The sequence below is a fragment of the Thermomonas sp. genome, from assembly GCF_046293095.1.
Taxonomy (GTDB): Bacteria; Pseudomonadota; Gammaproteobacteria; order Xanthomonadales; family Xanthomonadaceae; genus Thermomonas.
Genome location: NZ_JBKBPN010000001.1, coordinates 306,132 through 321,722, shown reverse-complemented (window position 1 = coordinate 321,722; position 15,591 = coordinate 306,132). Strand labels below are relative to the sequence as shown.

The 15,591-nt window shown below is 69.7% G+C and carries 15 protein-coding genes; 12 read left to right on the top strand and 3 right to left on the bottom strand.

Annotated elements, in window-relative coordinates; genetic code table 11:
• Window positions 1-60: 60 nt before the first annotated feature.
• The 11 genes from hisS (at window position 61) to hisIE (ending at window position 10,907) form a co-directional block, all read left to right on the top strand.
• Window positions 61-1,443, top strand: coding sequence for a histidine--tRNA ligase (gene hisS / locus ACK4SG_RS01620; protein WP_409599118.1), 1,383 nt, complete (start codon window positions 61-63; stop codon window positions 1,441-1,443).
• Window positions 1,440-3,335, top strand: coding sequence for a histidine ammonia-lyase (hutH, locus tag ACK4SG_RS01615; RefSeq protein WP_409599117.1), 1,896 nt, complete (start codon window positions 1,440-1,442; stop codon window positions 3,333-3,335). The genes hisS and hutH overlap by 4 nt, the downstream gene beginning before the upstream one ends.
• A gap of 165 nt (window positions 3,336-3,500) precedes the next feature.
• The gene (locus ACK4SG_RS01610) at window positions 3,501-3,824 is read left to right on the top strand and encodes a YerC/YecD family TrpR-related protein (RefSeq protein ID WP_409599116.1); all 324 of its coding nucleotides are present in this window, start codon (window positions 3,501-3,503) and stop codon (window positions 3,822-3,824) included.
• Between the two features lie 10 nt (window positions 3,825-3,834).
• The gene (gene hisG, locus ACK4SG_RS01605; RefSeq protein WP_409599115.1) at window positions 3,835-4,749 is read left to right on the top strand and encodes an ATP phosphoribosyltransferase; all 915 of its coding nucleotides are present in this window, start codon (window positions 3,835-3,837) and stop codon (window positions 4,747-4,749) included.
• A complete protein-coding gene (hisD, locus tag ACK4SG_RS01600) occupies window positions 4,746-6,044 on the top strand; it encodes a histidinol dehydrogenase (protein ID WP_409599114.1) in 1,299 nt (432 codons plus the stop codon). Before hisG ends, hisD begins: the two co-directional genes overlap by 4 nt.
• Entirely contained in the window at window positions 6,041-7,132 is a 1,092-nt protein-coding gene (gene hisC, locus ACK4SG_RS01595; protein ID WP_409599113.1) for a histidinol-phosphate transaminase, read from the top strand. The genes hisD and hisC overlap by 4 nt, the downstream gene beginning before the upstream one ends.
• Window positions 7,133-7,134: 2 nt before the next feature.
• Window positions 7,135-8,208 (top strand): bifunctional histidinol-phosphatase/imidazoleglycerol-phosphate dehydratase HisB, encoded by a 1,074-nt coding sequence (gene hisB / locus ACK4SG_RS01590; protein ID WP_409599695.1) that lies wholly within the window; start codon window positions 7,135-7,137, stop codon window positions 8,206-8,208.
• Window positions 8,205-8,807 (top strand): imidazole glycerol phosphate synthase subunit HisH, encoded by a 603-nt coding sequence (gene hisH / locus ACK4SG_RS01585; RefSeq protein WP_409599112.1) that lies wholly within the window; start codon window positions 8,205-8,207, stop codon window positions 8,805-8,807. Before hisB ends, hisH begins: the two co-directional genes overlap by 4 nt.
• Window positions 8,804-9,538 carry a 1-(5-phosphoribosyl)-5-[(5-phosphoribosylamino)methylideneamino]imidazole-4-carboxamide isomerase gene (hisA, locus tag ACK4SG_RS01580; RefSeq protein ID WP_409599111.1) on the top strand — a complete coding sequence of 245 codons (735 nt, stop codon included), beginning with the start codon at window positions 8,804-8,806 and terminating at the stop codon, window positions 9,536-9,538. Before hisH ends, hisA begins: the two co-directional genes overlap by 4 nt.
• Window positions 9,532-10,302, top strand: coding sequence for an imidazole glycerol phosphate synthase subunit HisF (gene hisF / locus ACK4SG_RS01575; RefSeq protein ID WP_409599110.1), 771 nt, complete (start codon window positions 9,532-9,534; stop codon window positions 10,300-10,302). Before hisA ends, hisF begins: the two co-directional genes overlap by 7 nt.
• Complete coding sequence (gene hisIE / locus ACK4SG_RS01570; protein WP_409599109.1) at window positions 10,299-10,907, top strand: bifunctional phosphoribosyl-AMP cyclohydrolase/phosphoribosyl-ATP diphosphatase HisIE; 609 nt, start codon at window positions 10,299-10,301, stop codon at window positions 10,905-10,907. Before hisF ends, hisIE begins: the two co-directional genes overlap by 4 nt.
• Before the next feature lie 12 nt (window positions 10,908-10,919).
• Here hisIE and ACK4SG_RS01565 read toward each other — a convergent pair whose 3' ends face one another.
• The gene (locus ACK4SG_RS01565; protein WP_409599108.1) at window positions 10,920-12,773 is read right to left on the bottom strand and encodes a 7TM diverse intracellular signaling domain-containing protein; all 1,854 of its coding nucleotides are present in this window, start codon (window positions 12,771-12,773) and stop codon (window positions 10,920-10,922) included.
• A 46-nt stretch (window positions 12,774-12,819) separates the two neighbouring features.
• Here ACK4SG_RS01565 and ACK4SG_RS01560 point away from each other — a divergent pair, with 46 nt between their 5' ends.
• The gene (locus ACK4SG_RS01560; protein ID WP_409599107.1) at window positions 12,820-14,190 is read left to right on the top strand and encodes a calcineurin-like phosphoesterase C-terminal domain-containing protein; all 1,371 of its coding nucleotides are present in this window, start codon (window positions 12,820-12,822) and stop codon (window positions 14,188-14,190) included.
• A gap of 138 nt (window positions 14,191-14,328) precedes the next feature.
• Here ACK4SG_RS01560 and mtnC read toward each other — a convergent pair whose 3' ends face one another.
• Window positions 14,329-15,033 (bottom strand): acireductone synthase, encoded by a 705-nt coding sequence (gene mtnC / locus ACK4SG_RS01555; RefSeq protein ID WP_409599106.1) that lies wholly within the window; start codon window positions 15,031-15,033, stop codon window positions 14,329-14,331.
• On the bottom strand, window positions 15,030-15,587 hold the full coding sequence (locus tag ACK4SG_RS01550; RefSeq protein ID WP_409599105.1) for a 1,2-dihydroxy-3-keto-5-methylthiopentene dioxygenase: 558 nt from the start codon (window positions 15,585-15,587) through the stop codon (window positions 15,030-15,032). Before ACK4SG_RS01550 ends, mtnC begins: the two co-directional genes overlap by 4 nt.
• Between the last annotated feature and the right edge of the window lie 4 nt (window positions 15,588-15,591).

Below are 15,591 nucleotides of genomic sequence, written 5' to 3'. Positions count from 1 at the left end.
TCTCCGAATTGTTTGGAGATTCCCTAAACTAGCGGTTTCACGCGCTCCCGGAGCTCTGCCTTGATCAAGCCGCGTACCCCCGCCGGTGTGATGGAACTGCTGCCACGCGACCAGATCGCGTTCCAGCGCATGTTGGACACCATCCGCCAGACCTTCGAGCGCTTCGGCTTCCTGCCGGTGGAAACGCCGGTGATGGAGTTGTCCGAGGTCCTGCTCACCAAGTCCGGCGGCGAAACCGAACGGCAGGTCTATTTCGTGCAGTCCACCGGCGCGCTGGAGAAGGGTGGCGAGGGCCTGCCCGAGCTGGCGTTGCGCTTCGACCTGACGGTGCCACTGGCGCGTTTTGTCGCCGAGCACGAGCACGAGCTGGCATTCCCGTTCCGCCGCTACCAGATGCAGCGCGTCTATCGGGGCGAGCGCGCCCAGCGCGGGCGCTTCCGCGAGTTCTACCAGTGCGACATCGACGTGATCGGCAAGGATGCGCTGTCGATCCGGTTCGATGCCGAGCTGCCGGCGGTGATCGCGGCGGTCTTCGATCGCATGGCGATCGGCGAGTTCACCATCCAGCTCAACCACCGCAAGCTGCTGCGCGGCTACTTCGAGGGTCTGGGCATCGCAGGCGAGGCGCAGATGCTGGTGCTGCGCGAGTTGGACAAGCTGGACAAGCGCGGAAGTGATGCCGTGCGGGAGACGCTGGCGGGCGAGGGCTTCAGTCTTTCGGCTGAGGTGATCGAGCGGCTGATGGCGTTTTCGCAGGTGCGCTCGACCGGCCATGCCGACGCGCTTGCCAAGCTGGACGCGCTGGGCGCCGGTACGCCGCTGTTCGAGGAGGGGCGCGCCGAGTTGCGTACGATCCTGGAGCAGCTCAAGGCGATGGGCGTGGCGGAGTCGCGCTATGCGCTGAACCTGTCCATCGCGCGCGGCCTGGATTACTACACCGGCGTGGTCTACGAGACCACGCTGGATGCCTATCCGCAGATCGGCTCGATCTGCTCGGGCGGCCGTTACGAGAACCTGGCCGGCCACTACACCAAGTCGAAGCTGCCGGGCGTGGGCATTTCCATCGGCCTCACCCGGCTGTTCTTCCAGCTGAAGGACGCCGGGCTGGTGCAGACCGCCGACAGCTCGGTCGACGTGCTGGTGGCGCTGATGGACGACGCCGGGTTGGACCACGCGCTGGCGCTTTCGCAGCGGCTGCGTGCGGGTGGGCTGAACGTGGAGACCCAGCTGGAGCCGCGCAAGCTGGCCAGACAGCTGCAGTACGCCGACAAGGCGGGCATCCGCTTCGTGGTGCTGCGCGGCGAGGATGAGGCCGCGCGGGGCGTGGTGGCGGTCAAGGACCTGCGCCGCGGCGAGCAGTTCGAGGTGTCCGAGGCCGAACTGGCCTCGGCGCTGCTGGTGGAGCGCGAGCAGCTGCGCAGTGGCGCGGTGCGCGCGCAATGAGTGCGACCGTCCGCCTGGATGGGCTGTCGCTGACCCGCGCGCAGCTGGTGGCGGTGGCGCGTGGCGCCGCGGTGGCGCTGGATGCCGCTGCACTGGCGCGGGTGGCACGCGCCGCCGACTTCCTGGCCGCGCAGGTGGAGAAGCAGGAGCCGATCTACGGCGTGTCCACCGGCTTTGGCAGCAACGCCGACAAGCTGCTGGGCGCGCACCGCCTGCGCGACGAGCTGCCGGGCGCCATGCCCACGGGCGACTCACCGCACATCGAACTGCAGCGCAACCTGATCGTCACCCATGCGGTCTGCGTGGGTGAGCCGTTCGCGCCGGAGGTGGTGCGGGCGATGCTGTGCATCCGCATCAACACCCTGCTGCGCGGGCATTCCGGCATTCGCGTGCAGACCCTGGAAGCGCTGGCGGCCATGCTCAATGCCGGCATCGTGCCGGTGGTGCCGCAACTGGGCTCGGTGGGCGCCTCCGGCGACCTGGCGCCGCTGTCGCACCTGGCCATTGTCCTGCTGGGTGGCGGTGAAGCCTTTGTCGATGGCCAACGCATGCCCGGTGCCGACGCGCTGGCGCGCAAGGGCCTGAAGCCGGTTGCGCTGTCCTACAAGGAAGGGCTGGCACTGAACAACGGCACCGCGCAGATGCTGGCCACCGGCGTGCTGGCGGTGCAGCAGCTGGAGGACCTGCTGGAGGTGGCCGATCTGGCCGCGGCGATGACGATTGATGCCTTCGCTGGACGCCTGGGTGCATTCGCGCCGGAAGTGCACGCGCTGCGCCCGCATCCGGGGCAGGTGGCGACTGCGGCCAACCTGCTGCGCCTGCTGGACGGCTCCACGCTGGCCGACATCGCCTACCACCTGGTGCCGAAGTTCCGCCAATGGCAGCCCGGCAGCTGGGACACGCCGGCGGCGCAGGCGCTGGGCTTCGATATCGGCTGGGACTGGGTGCCGTTCTCCCAGCGTCATGGCCGCGAGAAGTTCTACCGGCGCTTCCTTCCGTTCCGCGGCGGCAAGAAGCACCAGCCGCAGGACAGCTATTCGCTGCGCTGCATCCCGCAGGTGCACGGCGCGGTGCGCGATGCGCTGGAGCAGGCCAAGCGCGTGCTGGATGTCGAGCTGAACGCGGTCACCGACAACCCGTTGGTGTTCCCCGACAAGGTGGACGCCGCGCACGTGGAAGAGCAGGTGATTTCCGCCGGCCACTTCCACGGCATGCCGCTGGCACTGGCGATGAGCTATCTGAAGGCGGCCATCCCGGTGCTGGCCTCGATCAGCGAGCGCCGCCTCAACAAGCTGGTGGACCCGGCGACCAGCGACGGCCTGCCGCCGTTCCTGATCGGCAACGAGGACGGTACCGAATCGGGCCACATGATCGTGCAGTACACCGCGGCGGCCATCGTCAACGATCTTGCCAGTCGCGCGATGCCGGCCTCGGTCTATTCCATACCCACCTCCGCGAACGCCGAGGACCACGTCTCGATGGGCGCCAATGAGGCGCGCCACGTGCTGGCGATGGCGCACGACCTGGGCAAGGTGCTGGGGCTGGAGCTGTTCACCGCCGCGCAGGCGCTGGACCTGCGCCGCGACATGATCAACGCGGCGCGCGCGCTGGCCGGCCGGGTGGACGCCGAGGCCTTCGCCGCCAAGGTGGCGGGTGGCCCGCTGCCGGAGGCGCCCGAGCGCACCGGCTTCCTGGCCGAAGTGGACGCCCTGCGCGAACAGCTGGCCCAGGCCCCCGAGTTCCGGCCGGGCAGGGCGGTGGCAGCCGCGCACGCCGCGATCCGGGCTCGCATTCCCTACCTGGACCGCGACCGCGCACTGGACGGCGAGGTCGCGGCCGCGGTGGCGATGGTGGCCGACGGCAGCCTGCTGGCGGCCGTGCGGTCCGGCTGAGCCGCTGCCACCTCCGATGTCTGCCGGTCGCTGGGCATCGCGGGGTGACGGGGCATCGCCATTGGCATGGAGAGGCGCGCGGTTGACGCGCCTCTTTTTTTGACCTAATGTATTAACGCGCTATTACATTAATAAAGTAATTCGACCGAAACCCTACGCCTCGCCATGAAGCAACGTCCCGCTCCCCCGTCGCCATCCGATGCCGCCAGCGCCCTGGACGGCTTGGCGCACGCGCTGGCGTCATTGGAGGATCCGGCGGACATCCGCGCCTTCCTCGAGGACCTGTGCACGCCCGCCGAACTGGAAGCCATGGGCGACCGCTGGCGGGTAGTGCCCGAGCTGCTGCAGGGCCTGCCGTACCGCGAGATCCACGACCGCACCCAGGTCAGCGTCACCACCATCGGCCGCGTCGCGCGCAGCCTGGAGCGGGGCGCTGGCGGTTACCGGGCCGCCGCGCGGCGGCTTGGGCTTTCCAACGACTCCCACTGAAGACACCCCCATGAGCCCTGCCGCCAATCCGGCGGTGCGCGACCGTTTGCGCATCGCCATCCAGAAGTCCGGTCGCCTCAGCGAGCCGGCCCGCGCCCTGCTGGCGTCCGCCGGCCTGAGCTGGCGCGAAAGCCGCGACCGCCTGTTCTGCTATGGCGAATCGCTGCCGGTCGACCTGCTGCTGGTCCGCGACGACGACATCCCCGGGCTGATTGCCGACGGTGTCTGCGATTTGGGCGTGGTGGGCCGCAACGTCCTGCTGGAACAGGCGGGCGAGCGCAGTGAGGCCGGCCTGCCACCGGTCTTCCGCGAGTGGCGTGCGCTCGGCTTCGGCGGTTGCCGGCTGTCGCTGGCGGTGCCCGAGGGCTGGGACTGGCAGGGCCCGGCGCAGCTGGCCGGCAAGCGCATCGCCACCACCTATCCCAACCAGCTGCGCGCCTGGCTGCGCCAGCAGCAGGTCGACGCCGACATCGTGGTGCTGAACGGCTCGGTGGAGATTGCGCCGCGGCTGGGCCAGGCCGATGCGATCTGTGACCTAGTGTCCAGCGGTGCCACCCTGGCCGCCAACCAGCTCAAGCCGGTGCTGGACATCCTGCAGAGCGAGGCGGTGCTGGCCGGGCCGGTGCAGCCGTTCGGCGACGTGCGCGCCGAGCTGGCGGACCTGCTGCTGCGGCGCATGGACGGCGTGCTGCGCATCCGCGACAGCAAGCTGCTGCTGTTCCAGGCCCCGCGCGAGGCGCTGCCGCAGGTGCTGCAGCTGCTGCCGGATGCCGAGCCGCCGACGATGTGCCCGGTGGACGGCGCCGACACGCTGGCGCTGCAGGCGCTGTGCCACGGTGCGATGACCTGGCAGCGACTGGAGGATCTCAAGCGCGCCGGTGCGCGCGGGCTGATGGTGCTGCCGGTGGAGCGGATGCTGGCATGAAGCGCATCGACTGGAACCAGCTGGACGATGCCGCGCGCGAGGCGGTGCTGCAGCGGCCGGTGCAGGCGGTGTCCGACGCCGTGCGCACCGGCGTGCAGGCGGTCTTCGACGCAGTGGCCGCCCGCGGCGACGCCGCCCTGCGCGACTTCACCGCGCGGTTCGACGGCGTGGCGCTGGAGGCGTTCGAAGTGGACGCGGACGAATTCGCCCGCGCCGCCGATGCGGTGCCCGCTGATGTGCAGGCGGCGATTGCCGAGGCGGCATCGCGGATCGAGGCCTTCCATCGTGCGGGTATCGCGTCCCCGTACGCAGTGGAAACCGCGCCCGGGCTGACCTGCCAGCGCGTGCAGCGGCCCATCCGCCGGGTGGGGCTTTACGTCCCGGCCGGCAGCGCGCCGCTGCCCTCGACCGCGCTGATGCTGTGTGTGCCGGCACGGCTGGCCGGCTGTACCGATGTCATCCTCTGCACGCCGCCACGGGCGGACGGCAGCGCCGATCCGGCCGTGCTGCTGGCAGCGCGGCAGGCACCGGGTGTGCGGGTGTTCAAGCTTGGCGGCGCCCAGGCGATCGCGGCGATGGCGCTGGGCACCGCCAGCGTGCCGCGCTGCGACAAACTGTTCGGCCCGGGCAACGCATGGGTGGACGAAGCCAAGCGTCAGGCCGCGCAGCGGCCGGGCGGCATCGCCATCGACATGCCCGCCGGCCCGTCGGAAGTGCTGGTGATCGCCGACGCTGGCGCCAACGCCGCGTTCGTCGCCGCCGACCTGCTGTCGCAGGCCGAACACGGGCCCGATTCGCAGGTGTTGCTGCTGACCGACAGTGCCGCGCTGCTGGATGCGGCGGCGGCGGAGGTCGACGCCCAGTTGGCAACGCTGCCGCGGGCCGACATCGCCCGGCGCGCGCTGGAGGCATCCCGGCTGGTGCTGGTGCGCGACATCGCGCAGGCCATCGCCATCAGCGACGCCTACGCGCCGGAACACCTGATCCTGTCGGTGCGCGAGCCGCGCGCGTGGCTGGACCGCATCACCAGCGCCGGCAGCATCTTCCTCGGCGACTGGACGCCGGAAGCGCTGGGCGACTACTGCAGCGGCAGCAACCACGTCCTGCCCACCGGCGGCGCCGCGCGCGCGTGGAGTGGGCTGTCCGTGGCCAGCTTCCAGAAGGCGATCACCGTGCAGGAAGCCAGCCGCGCCGGGATTGCCAGCGCCGGGCCCTGCGCGGCCATCCTGGCGCACGCCGAGGGGCTGCAGGCCCACGCGCGCGCGGTCGAACTGCGATTGGAGCAAGCGGCATGAGCACCACAGTGAACGCGCTGTTGCGCGAGGACCTGCGCGACTTCGGCGGCTACAAGTCGGCGCGCAGCGAGGCGCTGGCCGGGTCGGTCTGGCTCAACGCCAACGAGTCCGCATGGGCCAATCCGTCCGATCCCGGCGCGACCCTGCGCCGCTACCCGCAGCCGCAGCCGGACGCGCTGCGCGAACGCCTGGCGCGGCTCTACGACGTCGCGTCGGCGCAACTGCTGATCGGCCGCGGCAGCGACGAAGGCATCGATCTGCTGGTGCGTGCGTTCTGCGCGCCCGGGCGCGGCCGCATCGTCATCGCGCCGCCGGTGTTCGGCATGTACGCGGTGTGCGCGCGCCTGCACGGCGCCGGCCTGGTGGAGGTGCCGCTGGTGGACGCGCCGGACGGCCTGCAGGCCGATTTGGCTGCGATGGGCGATGCCGCGCTGGAGAGCGGGGCGAGCCTGCTGTTCCTGTGCTCGCCGGGTAATCCGTCCGGTGAACTGCTGTCGCTGGACGCGATCGCCATGCTGGCGCGGCGGCTGCGCGGCCGCTGCCTGGTGGTAGTGGACGAGGCGTACGGCGAATACGCCGACATGCCATCCGCCACCACGCTGCTGGCCGATCACGACAACATCGTGGTGCTGCGTACCCTGTCCAAGGCGCACGCGCTGGCCGCAGCGCGGGTGGGCTGCGTGCTCGGTGCGCCGGCGCTGATCGAGGCGCTGCGCCGCTGCCAGGCGCCGTACCCGGTGCCGCAGCCGGTGGTGGATGCGGCGCTGGCCGCGCTGGCGCCGGCGGCCTTGGCGTTGACCCGCAGCCGGATGGATGCGGTGCGCGAAGCGCGCGCGCGCCTGGCCGACGGCCTGGGCGGGCTGGCGGGCGTGCGCCGGGTCTATCCGTCGGCGGGCAATTTCCTGCTGGTGCGCTTCGCGGATGCCGGTGCCGCGTTCGCCGCGCTGCTGGGCGCCGGGGTGGTGGTGCGCGACATGCGCGCGATGCCCCAGCTGGGCGATGCCCTGCGCATCAGCGTGGGTACTGCGGAGGAATGCCGCCGGGTGCTGGCCGCGTTGGACGGCCTGCGCATGGAGGCCGCGGCATGAGCCTGCGCCCGATCCTGTTCGTCGATCGCGACGGCACCCTGATCGAGGAGCCGGCCGATTTCCAGATCGACGCCTACGAGAAGCTGCGCTTCGTGCGCGGCGTCATCCCCGCGCTGCTGAAGCTGCGCGACGCCGGCTACGAGTTTGTCATCGTCAGCAACCAGGACGGCCTGGGTACCGAAGCCTATCCGCGGGCGACGTTCGACGGTCCGCATGCGCTGATGCGCCAGGTGTTCGAGAGCCAGGGGCTCACATTCCGCGACGAGCTGATCGACTGCAGCCTGCCATCCGACAACAGCCCCAACCGCAAACCCGGCATCGGCATGATGACCGCCTACCTGCAGGATCGCGGGATTGACTGGGCGCGCAGCGCGATGGTGGGTGACCGTCCCACCGATATGGCGTTTGCCGACAACCTGCGCATCCGCGGCTTCCAGTTGGCCACCGCGCAGTTCGGTGGCGAGTGGGACTGGGCGGGCATCGCCCACGCGCTGGCCGACGCGCCGCGCCAGGCGCTGGTCGAGCGCAACACCCGGGAAACGAAGATCCGTGTTGAGCTGGATCTGGACCGTGAGGCCGAGCCGCAGGTGGCCACCGGGTTGGCGTTTTTCGATCACATGCTGGAGCAGATCGGCAAGCACGGAGGATTTGCGCTGACGATCCGCGCGCAAGGCGACCTGCATGTGGACGAACACCACACCGTCGAGGACACTGCGCTGGCGCTGGGTCAGGCGCTGCGCGAAGCGTTGGGCGACAAGCGCGGCATCGCCCGCTACGGGTTCACCCTGCCGATGGACGAGACGCTGGCCAGCGTCGCGCTGGATTTCAGCGGCCGGCCCTACCTCGTGTTCGAGGGCACATTCCGGCGTGAGCGCGTGGGCGATTTGCCCACCGAGCTGGTGCCGCATTTCTTTCGCTCCCTGTGCGATGCCGCTGGCCTCAACCTCAACTTGAAGGTGCAGGGCGAGAACGACCACCACCAGGTGGAAGCCTGCTTCAAGGCAGTGGCGCGCGCGCTACGGCAGGCGATCCGCCGCGAAGGGGCGGCGCTGCCGTCCACCAAGGGGGTGCTGTGAGCGACATCGCTGTCATCGATGCCGGCGGGGCCAATTTTGGCTCGGTCTGCTACGCGTTGGAGCGGCTGGGTGCGCGCCCGCAGATCGTGCGCGACGCCGATGGTCTGCGCGGCATGCCGCGCGTGCTGCTGCCGGGCGTCGGTGCGGCGGCGCCTGCGATGACCCTGTTGTGCGAGCGCGGCTTCGTCGAGGTGTTGTCGCGCCTGGAGGTGCCGTTGCTGGGCATTTGCCTCGGCATGCAGTTGCTGTTTGAAAGCTCCGAGGAGGGCAATGTGGCCTGCCTCGGCCTGTTGCCGGGCCGCGTGCGCAAGCTGCAAGGTGGCCCCGGCCTGCGGGTGCCGCACATGGGCTGGAACACGCTGGAGCCGTTCGTTGCGTCGCCGCTGCTGGCAGGTCTTGATGCGGGTGCCTATGCCTACTTCGTCCACGGCTACGCGGCGCCGGTGACCGCCGACTGCATCGCCGCATGCACCTACGGCGAGCGGTTTGCCGCTATGGTGGCGCGTGGCCATATCGCGGGCGCTCAGTTCCATCCCGAGCGCTCCGCCGCCGCCGGTGCGCGTCTGCTCGACAACTTCCTGCGCTGGAGCCCTGCATGAGCTTCACCGTCTATCCCGCCATTGATGTCCGCGCCGGCAAGGTGGTTCGCCTGCGTCAGGGCGACTACGCCGATGAGACCCGCTATGGCGATGACCCGCTGGCGTTCGCGCTGCGCTATGCCGATGCCGGCGCGACATGGCTGCACCTGGTCGACCTCGACGCCGCCAAGGCCGGCGGCTACACCTTGCAGCCGCTGCTGCGCGACCTCCGCGCATGCACGGGCCTGCAGGTGCAGACCGGCGGCGGCGTGCGCAGCGAGGCCGACGTGTCGGCGCTGCTGGAGGCCGGTGCGGGGCGCGTGGTGGTGGGTTCGCTGGCGGTGACGGCACCCGATACCGTGATGGGCTGGCTGGCCACGTTCGGCAGTGAGCGGATCACCGTCGCGCTGGACGCGCGGCAGGACGCGACGGGCACGTGGCGCCTGCCGGTGCACGGCTGGACGCAGGTCGCCGCCGAGACGTTGGACGCCCTGTTGGCACGCTATGCGGACGCCGGGCTGACGCACCTGCTGTGCACCGACATCGCCCGCGACGGCATGCTGGCGGGGCCGAATATCGACCTCTACCGACGCCTGTGCGAACGCCACCCCGGTGTGCGCGTGCAGGCCAGCGGCGGGGTGCGCGACGCCGCCGACGTGGCTGCGGCGCGCGCCGCTGGTTGCGCCGGCGTGGTGCTGGGCAAGGCGCTGCTGGACGGGCGACTGTCTCTGGCGGAGGCACTGACATGCTGAGCCGTCGTCTCATTCCCTGCCTGGATGTGCGCGATGGCCGCGTGGTCAAGGGCGTGCGTTTCCGCGACCACGTCGATATGGGCGACATCGTCGAGTTGGCGCTGCGCTACCGCGATGCCGACGCTGACGAGCTGGTGTTCTATGACATTGCCGCCAGCCCCGAAGGCCGCAGCGTGGATCGCGGCTGGGTGGAGCGGGTGGCGCGGCTCATCGACATACCGTTCTGCGTGGCGGGCGGCATCCGCGGCGTGGAGGATGCGCGCGCGGTGCTGCACGCCGGTGCCGACAAGATTTCCATCAACACGCCGGCGCTGGAGCGGCCGGCACTGATCGCTGAATTGGCCGACGCCTTCGGTGTGCAGTGCGTGGTGGTCGGCATCGACTCTGTACGCGAGGCCGATGGCGAGTGGCGCGTGCGCAGCCACACCGGCAGCCCGGATGCGATGCGCGCGCCGGGTAAGCGCACGCTGGACTGGATCGAGGAAGCGCAGCGTCTTGGCGCCGGTGAAATCGTGCTCAACTGCATGGGCAGCGATGGCGTGCGGGCAGGCTATGACATCGCCCAACTGCGTGCGGCGCGAGCCGTCTGTCAGGTGCCGCTGGTGGCATCCGGCGGGGCCGGTGCGCCAGAGCATTTTGCGCAAGCGTTCCTGGAAGCCGATGTCGATGCGGCGTTGGCGGCCAGCGTGTTTCATTCCGGCGCGGTGGAAATCCCCGCGCTCAAACGGTTCCTGCGCGGGCAGGGCATCGAGGTGCGGCTGTGAGCACGACGACATTGGACATCGAAGCGCTGGCCTGGGCCAAGCAGGATGGCCTGCTGCCGGCCATCGTGCAGGACGCGGACACGCTGCGCGTGCTGATGCTGGGCTATATGGATCGCGCGGCACTGGCAACGACGCTGGCCAGCGGTCAGGTGACGTTCTACAGTCGCAGCAAGCGGCGGCTATGGACCAAAGGCGAGTCTTCCGGTCACGTACTGGCGCTGGTGTCGGTGGATGTCGATTGCGATGGCGATACCTTGCTGGTGCAGGCCCGACCGCACGGCCCGACCTGCCACCTTGGCCGCACCAGCTGTTTCCCGGACGCGCCAGGCGACGGCCTGGCCGAGCTCGATGCCCTCATCGCCCAGCGCGAGCGTGAGCGCCCGCCGGGCAGTTACACCACGCGCCTGTTCGAGGACGGCATCCGCCGAATCGCCCAGAAGGTGGGCGAGGAGGGCGTGGAAACCGCGCTGGCGGCGGTGGTGCAAGACAACGATGCGCTGTTGGGTGAAGCGGCGGACCTGCTGTACCACCTGTTGGTGGCACTGCGCGCGCGCGGCCTGGCGCTGGACGACGTGCGGCGCGTGCTGGCAGCCCGGCGCGGATAGTGCGGCGGATTTTCAGGCCGAAGCGAGGGAATGCCGCACGCAGTTGCGGCCGTCGTCCTTGGCGCGGTACAGCGCTGCATCTGCCATGCGGATGACATCCTCCTGACCCATGCCGCGCCCGGCGGCTACCGTGTGCAGGCCGATGCTGGCGCTCAGATGGATGCTGTGGCCCTCGTGCACCACCGGGTTCTGCTGGATGCGCAGGCGGATCCCCTCCGCCGCCTGCAGCGCCTCCTGCGCGTTGTTGCAGGGCAGAAGCACCACGAATTCCTCGCCGCCGAAGCGGGCCACCAATCCGCCGTAGGAATGGGCAATGGCCTCGATGCTGCGCGCGGTCTGCACCAGGCAGGCGTCGCCGGCCTGGTGGCCGTGGCGGTCATTGATGCGTTTGAAGTGGTCCAGGTCCAGCAGCAGCAGACCCAGCGTCCGTCCGTCGGCACCGCACTCCTCCAGCAGGCGGGTGAACGCTTCGTGGAAGTAGCGGCGGTTGTAGGTGCCGGTCAGCGGGTCGCGCCGGCTGTACTCCAGCAGTTTGACGTTGGCTTCGCCCAGCTGCGCCATCGCGGTGCGCAGTTCGCGGGTACGGTCGATCAGGCCACGCTCCAGTTTCTCGTTGGTTTCCTGCACCAGGCGCACGTTTTCCTCGCGCAGGCTGGCATAGCGCTTGCCCAGCGCCAGCGACAGCAGCAGCAGTTCCAGCGCCGAGCCAATCTGCACGCCGTTCTGGGTCCAGAAGTTCTGCGGCAGCACCCCGAAGGCCAGCAGAGTGAAGGCCGCGGTGCCCGCGAGGAATAGCGACCAGGCCAGCAGGAACAGCCGGGCCGGCTGGTAGCCGCGGCGCAGCATCACCAGCGTGGCGATGATGATCCACAGCACGCCCAGCAGCACCGCCCGCGAGGCGATGGGCGTGGCGACGCTGTAGGGCAGCCACGTGGAGGCCGCGCCCAGCAGCACGAAGAACGCCACCACGGCCAGGCACACCTTGTCGCCCACGGGCCAGCGGGTGCGCAGGTCGAGGAAGCTGCGTGCGAACAGCTGCATGCCGATCAGGGCGAAGCAGATCGACAGCGGGATCGACGCGTCCGCCAGCCAGACCGAGTTGGGCCAGAGGTATTCAAACCCGTAGCCGTTGAGAGCGAACAGCACCAGGCCAAACGCCACGGTGTGCAGCAGGTACCAGAAATAGCTGGCGTCGCGCAGCATCAGCCACAGCACGAGGTTGTAGCAGAGCAGCGCCAGCACGATCCCGTAGTACAGACCGTTGGAGAACTGGGCGTCGCGCAGCAGTTCGGCGAAGGCCTTGGGCGTGTACAGCGATAGCGGCACCTGCATCGAGCTTTCGCTTTGCACGCGCAGCAGCAACTCCACGCGCTGGCCGGCGGGCAGGTCCAGGCGGAAATTCGGGTGCCGGTAGCGGATGAACCGGTCGCCGAACGGCACATGGTCGCCTCCGGCGCTATGTTCCATGCGGCCGTCCGGGTAGCGCAGATAGAGATCCAGGTGGTCGCTCAGCGCATACTCCTGCACCAGGATCCACAGCGGCTCCTCGGGCTGCAGGTTCTCCAGCGACAGGTGGAACCAATAGGCGCCGGTCTGGAAGCCAAACGCCGGATTCCCGCCGGGCAGCGGTGCGAAGCCGCCCGTCTGCGCGCGGGCGAAGGCCTGTTCCGGCGTCGCATTTGCGTTGGTGTCATGCCAGTACGCCATGGCGCCCGCCAACGGGAAGCTGGAGTCGCCGGGTGTCAGCCGCAGCGGCGTGGCCGCGGCCGGCAGGGCCAGGCACAGGCACGTGGCCGCCACCAGCAGCCAGCCGGCCAGCATCCGCCAGCCCCTCGCAGTGCGCGTGGTGATCCCCATCGTCCCCATGCCCCGATTCTAGTGCAGGGTGGCGCCATCCGCGCATAATCCGCGGATGCGCCGATATCTGTTGTCCGTCGTCCTCCTGCTGCTGTCCCTGCCGCTGGTCCGGCCCGCCCTGGGGGAAATACCCGCCTGTGTGCCCGTGGACGTGGAGGCGCCGCTGCCGCTGCCGCGCAACGTGCGGGCGCCTGCCGCGGAGGGCTGCATCGTCTACCGGCGCGCCCCGCGCAACCTGGCGGGCGCTACCGCGGATGTGCTGGTGTTCGGCGATCCGCAGGTGAAATCGGCTGCCGATGTGGACTATTTCCAGCGCGACATCATCGACCCGCTGCGCGGTCGTCACCACGCCCGGCTGGGCCTGACCCTGGGTGACCTGGTGGACGACGTGCCCGCGCTGCTGCCCGCGGTGAAGCAGGCCACCGCGTCGCTGAACGTGCCGTGGATGCACGTGCCCGGCAACCACGACGTCGATCCTGGCACCGCCAGCGATGAGGCGTCGCTGGGCCTGTTCCATCGCGCCATCGGCCCGGACACCTTCGCCCGCGAGACCCCGCTGGCCAACCTGGTGGCGCTGGATGACGTGATCTATCTGCCGGGCCGCAAGCCGGCCTACATCGGCGGCCTGCGCGCAGACCAGTTCGCCTTCCTCGCGCGCTGGCTGCCGACCCTGCCGAAGAATCGCTTGCTGGTGGTGGCGCTGCACATCCCGCTGTTCGATGCGGACGGCCGCGAAACTTTCCGCCATGCCGACCGGGCGCGGCTGTTCGCGCTGCTGGCGGAATTCCCGCATGTCCTCGTGCTGAGCGCGCACAGCCACAGCCAACGCCATTACTTCCACGACGCGCGGGATGGCTGGCAGGGCGCGGCGCCGCTGCATGAATTCAACCTTGGCGCCGCTTGCGGTTCGTACTGGTCGGGGGCGAAGGATGTCGAGGGCATTCCCGATGCAACGATGGCCGACGGCACCCCGAACGGCTACGCGGTGTTGACCGTGAAGGCGGGCGGAGAGTACGCGCTGGCTTGGCACGCCGCGCGCGATCCGCAGGATACCCAGATCGGCCTGCATGCCCCACGGGTGTTGCGCCGTGGCGCGTATCCGGCGTGGGGCGTGTTTGCCAACGTGTATATGGGGGATGACGACACCCGCGTCGAGTTCCGCGTCGATGACGGTGACTGGATGCCGATGAAGAAAGTGCTGCAGCCGGATCCGCGCCTGCTGGCCGAGAACGTGCGCGACGACGAGGCTACCGCACTGCGCGGCTACGACCGCTCGCCGGAAGCGGAGGTATCGCAGCACCTCTGGCGGGCTGCGCTGCCGACCAAGCTGGCCGCGGGCGAGCACCGCATCGAGGTGCGCGCGTTCGACCGCTGGCGCGGCGAGGTCAGGGCCACGACCACCTATTCGCTGCTTGATGCCCGTTGATGCCGGGCTGACCGCGTTCCTTCTGGGTGTCGCACCTCACATTGCCATCACCGCATGCCCGGTGGTGACGGCGCGTATGTGCGCGATCGTGACGCACGCTGGCCAGCAGCGTGCGTACACCGGCTTGCGGGCGGTGCCTCAGCGGCCTAGGTCAGGATTGATCTCGGCGAACGATTCCACCCGTACATGACCGTGGGTGGCTTCGCCCAGGCGCGGCTGCGGGTAGTCGTCGCGGCGGTCGATCAGCACGGTGCGCAGCCCCGCGTCGCGGGCGGCGTCGAGCTCGGCCACCACATCGGACAAAAACAGCAGGTCAAACGGCGCGCTGCCAAGCTGCTCGGCGATGCGGCGGTAGCTGTCGGGCTCGCGCTTGCCGCCGATTTCGGTATCGAAGAAGCCGGAAAACAGCGGCGTCAGGTCGCCGGCCTCGGTGTGCGAAAACAGCAGCTTCTGTGCCGGCACCGAGCCGGACGAATACACCGCCAGCCGATGGCCGGCCGCATGCCAGGCCCGCAGTGCAGGCAGCACATCGGGGTAGAGCGGGGCGGTGAAGTCGCCATCGCGGTAGCCGGCTTCCCAGATCATCCCTTGCAGGGCCTTCAGCGCGGTGTGTTTGCGGTCCTGGTCAATCCAGCCCTGCAGGGTCTCGACGATCACATCATCGTCGCAGGCGCTGGCGGCGATCTCCACCGCCACGGCGTCCAGCCAGCGGCGTACCTCGGGCCGCTGGCCGTGCGCGCTGACGAACCCGGGCAGTCGCGTCCGTGCATAGGGAAACAGCACGTCCTTCACGAACGAGATGCTGCTGGTGGTGCCCTCGATGTCGGTAAGGATCGTGCTCAACGCGCTTGCCCTGTCTCGAAGCGCGGGAAGCGTCGCGCGATGTCGCTGCCGGTGAAGTGGCCCACCCAGCCGTCCGGCGCGGTGAAGAAGCGGATGGCGACGAAGCTGGGCGTCGGGCCCATGTCGAACCAGTGCGTGGTGCCGTCGGGCACCGCGATGAGGTCGCCGGCCTCGCACAGCACCTCGTAGACCTTGTCGCCCACGTGCAGCGAGAACAGCCCGGCGCCGGCGACGAAGAAGCGCACTTCGTCCTCCTTGTGCGCGTGCTCGTCGAGGAACTTGGCGCGCATGGCCTCGCGGTCGGGATGGTCCGGGGCGATGCTGACCACGTCCACGCTCTTGAAGCCGCGGGCCTCGACCAGCCGGTCGATGTCGGCGCGGTAGGCGGCCAGGATGGCCTCCGGCGGGTCGCCCGGCTTGACCGGCTGCGCGGCCTCCCATTGCTCGAAGGCCACGCCGATGCGCGCCAGTTCGGCGGCGATGGCAGCGTGGTCGTCTGTGGCCAGCAGCGGGGCCTGCGGGGCGTCGTGATGGAAGATACGGAGTCGGCTCATGGTG

Excerpts from the sequence above, each read along its gene's own strand:
- hutH (WP_409599117.1), top strand. The coding sequence starts at position 1,440 with ATGAGTGCGACCGTCCGCCTGGATGGGCTGTCGCTGACCCGCGCGCAG.
- ACK4SG_RS01610 (WP_409599116.1), top strand. The coding sequence starts at position 3,501 with ATGAAGCAACGTCCCGCTCCCCCGTCGCCATCCGATGCCGCCAGCGCC.
- hisG (WP_409599115.1), top strand. The coding sequence starts at position 3,835 with ATGAGCCCTGCCGCCAATCCGGCGGTGCGCGACCGTTTGCGCATCGCC.
- hisD (WP_409599114.1), top strand. The coding sequence starts at position 4,746 with ATGAAGCGCATCGACTGGAACCAGCTGGACGATGCCGCGCGCGAGGCG.
- hisC (WP_409599113.1), top strand. The coding sequence starts at position 6,041 with ATGAGCACCACAGTGAACGCGCTGTTGCGCGAGGACCTGCGCGACTTC.
- hisA (WP_409599111.1), top strand. The coding sequence starts at position 8,804 with ATGAGCTTCACCGTCTATCCCGCCATTGATGTCCGCGCCGGCAAGGTG.
- hisF (WP_409599110.1), top strand. The coding sequence starts at position 9,532 with ATGCTGAGCCGTCGTCTCATTCCCTGCCTGGATGTGCGCGATGGCCGC.
- ACK4SG_RS01565 (WP_409599108.1), bottom strand. The coding sequence starts at position 12,773 with ATGGGGACGATGGGGATCACCACGCGCACTGCGAGGGGCTGGCGGATG.
- ACK4SG_RS01560 (WP_409599107.1), top strand. The coding sequence starts at position 12,820 with ATGCGCCGATATCTGTTGTCCGTCGTCCTCCTGCTGCTGTCCCTGCCG.
- ACK4SG_RS01550 (WP_409599105.1), bottom strand. The coding sequence starts at position 15,587 with ATGAGCCGACTCCGTATCTTCCATCACGACGCCCCGCAGGCCCCGCTG.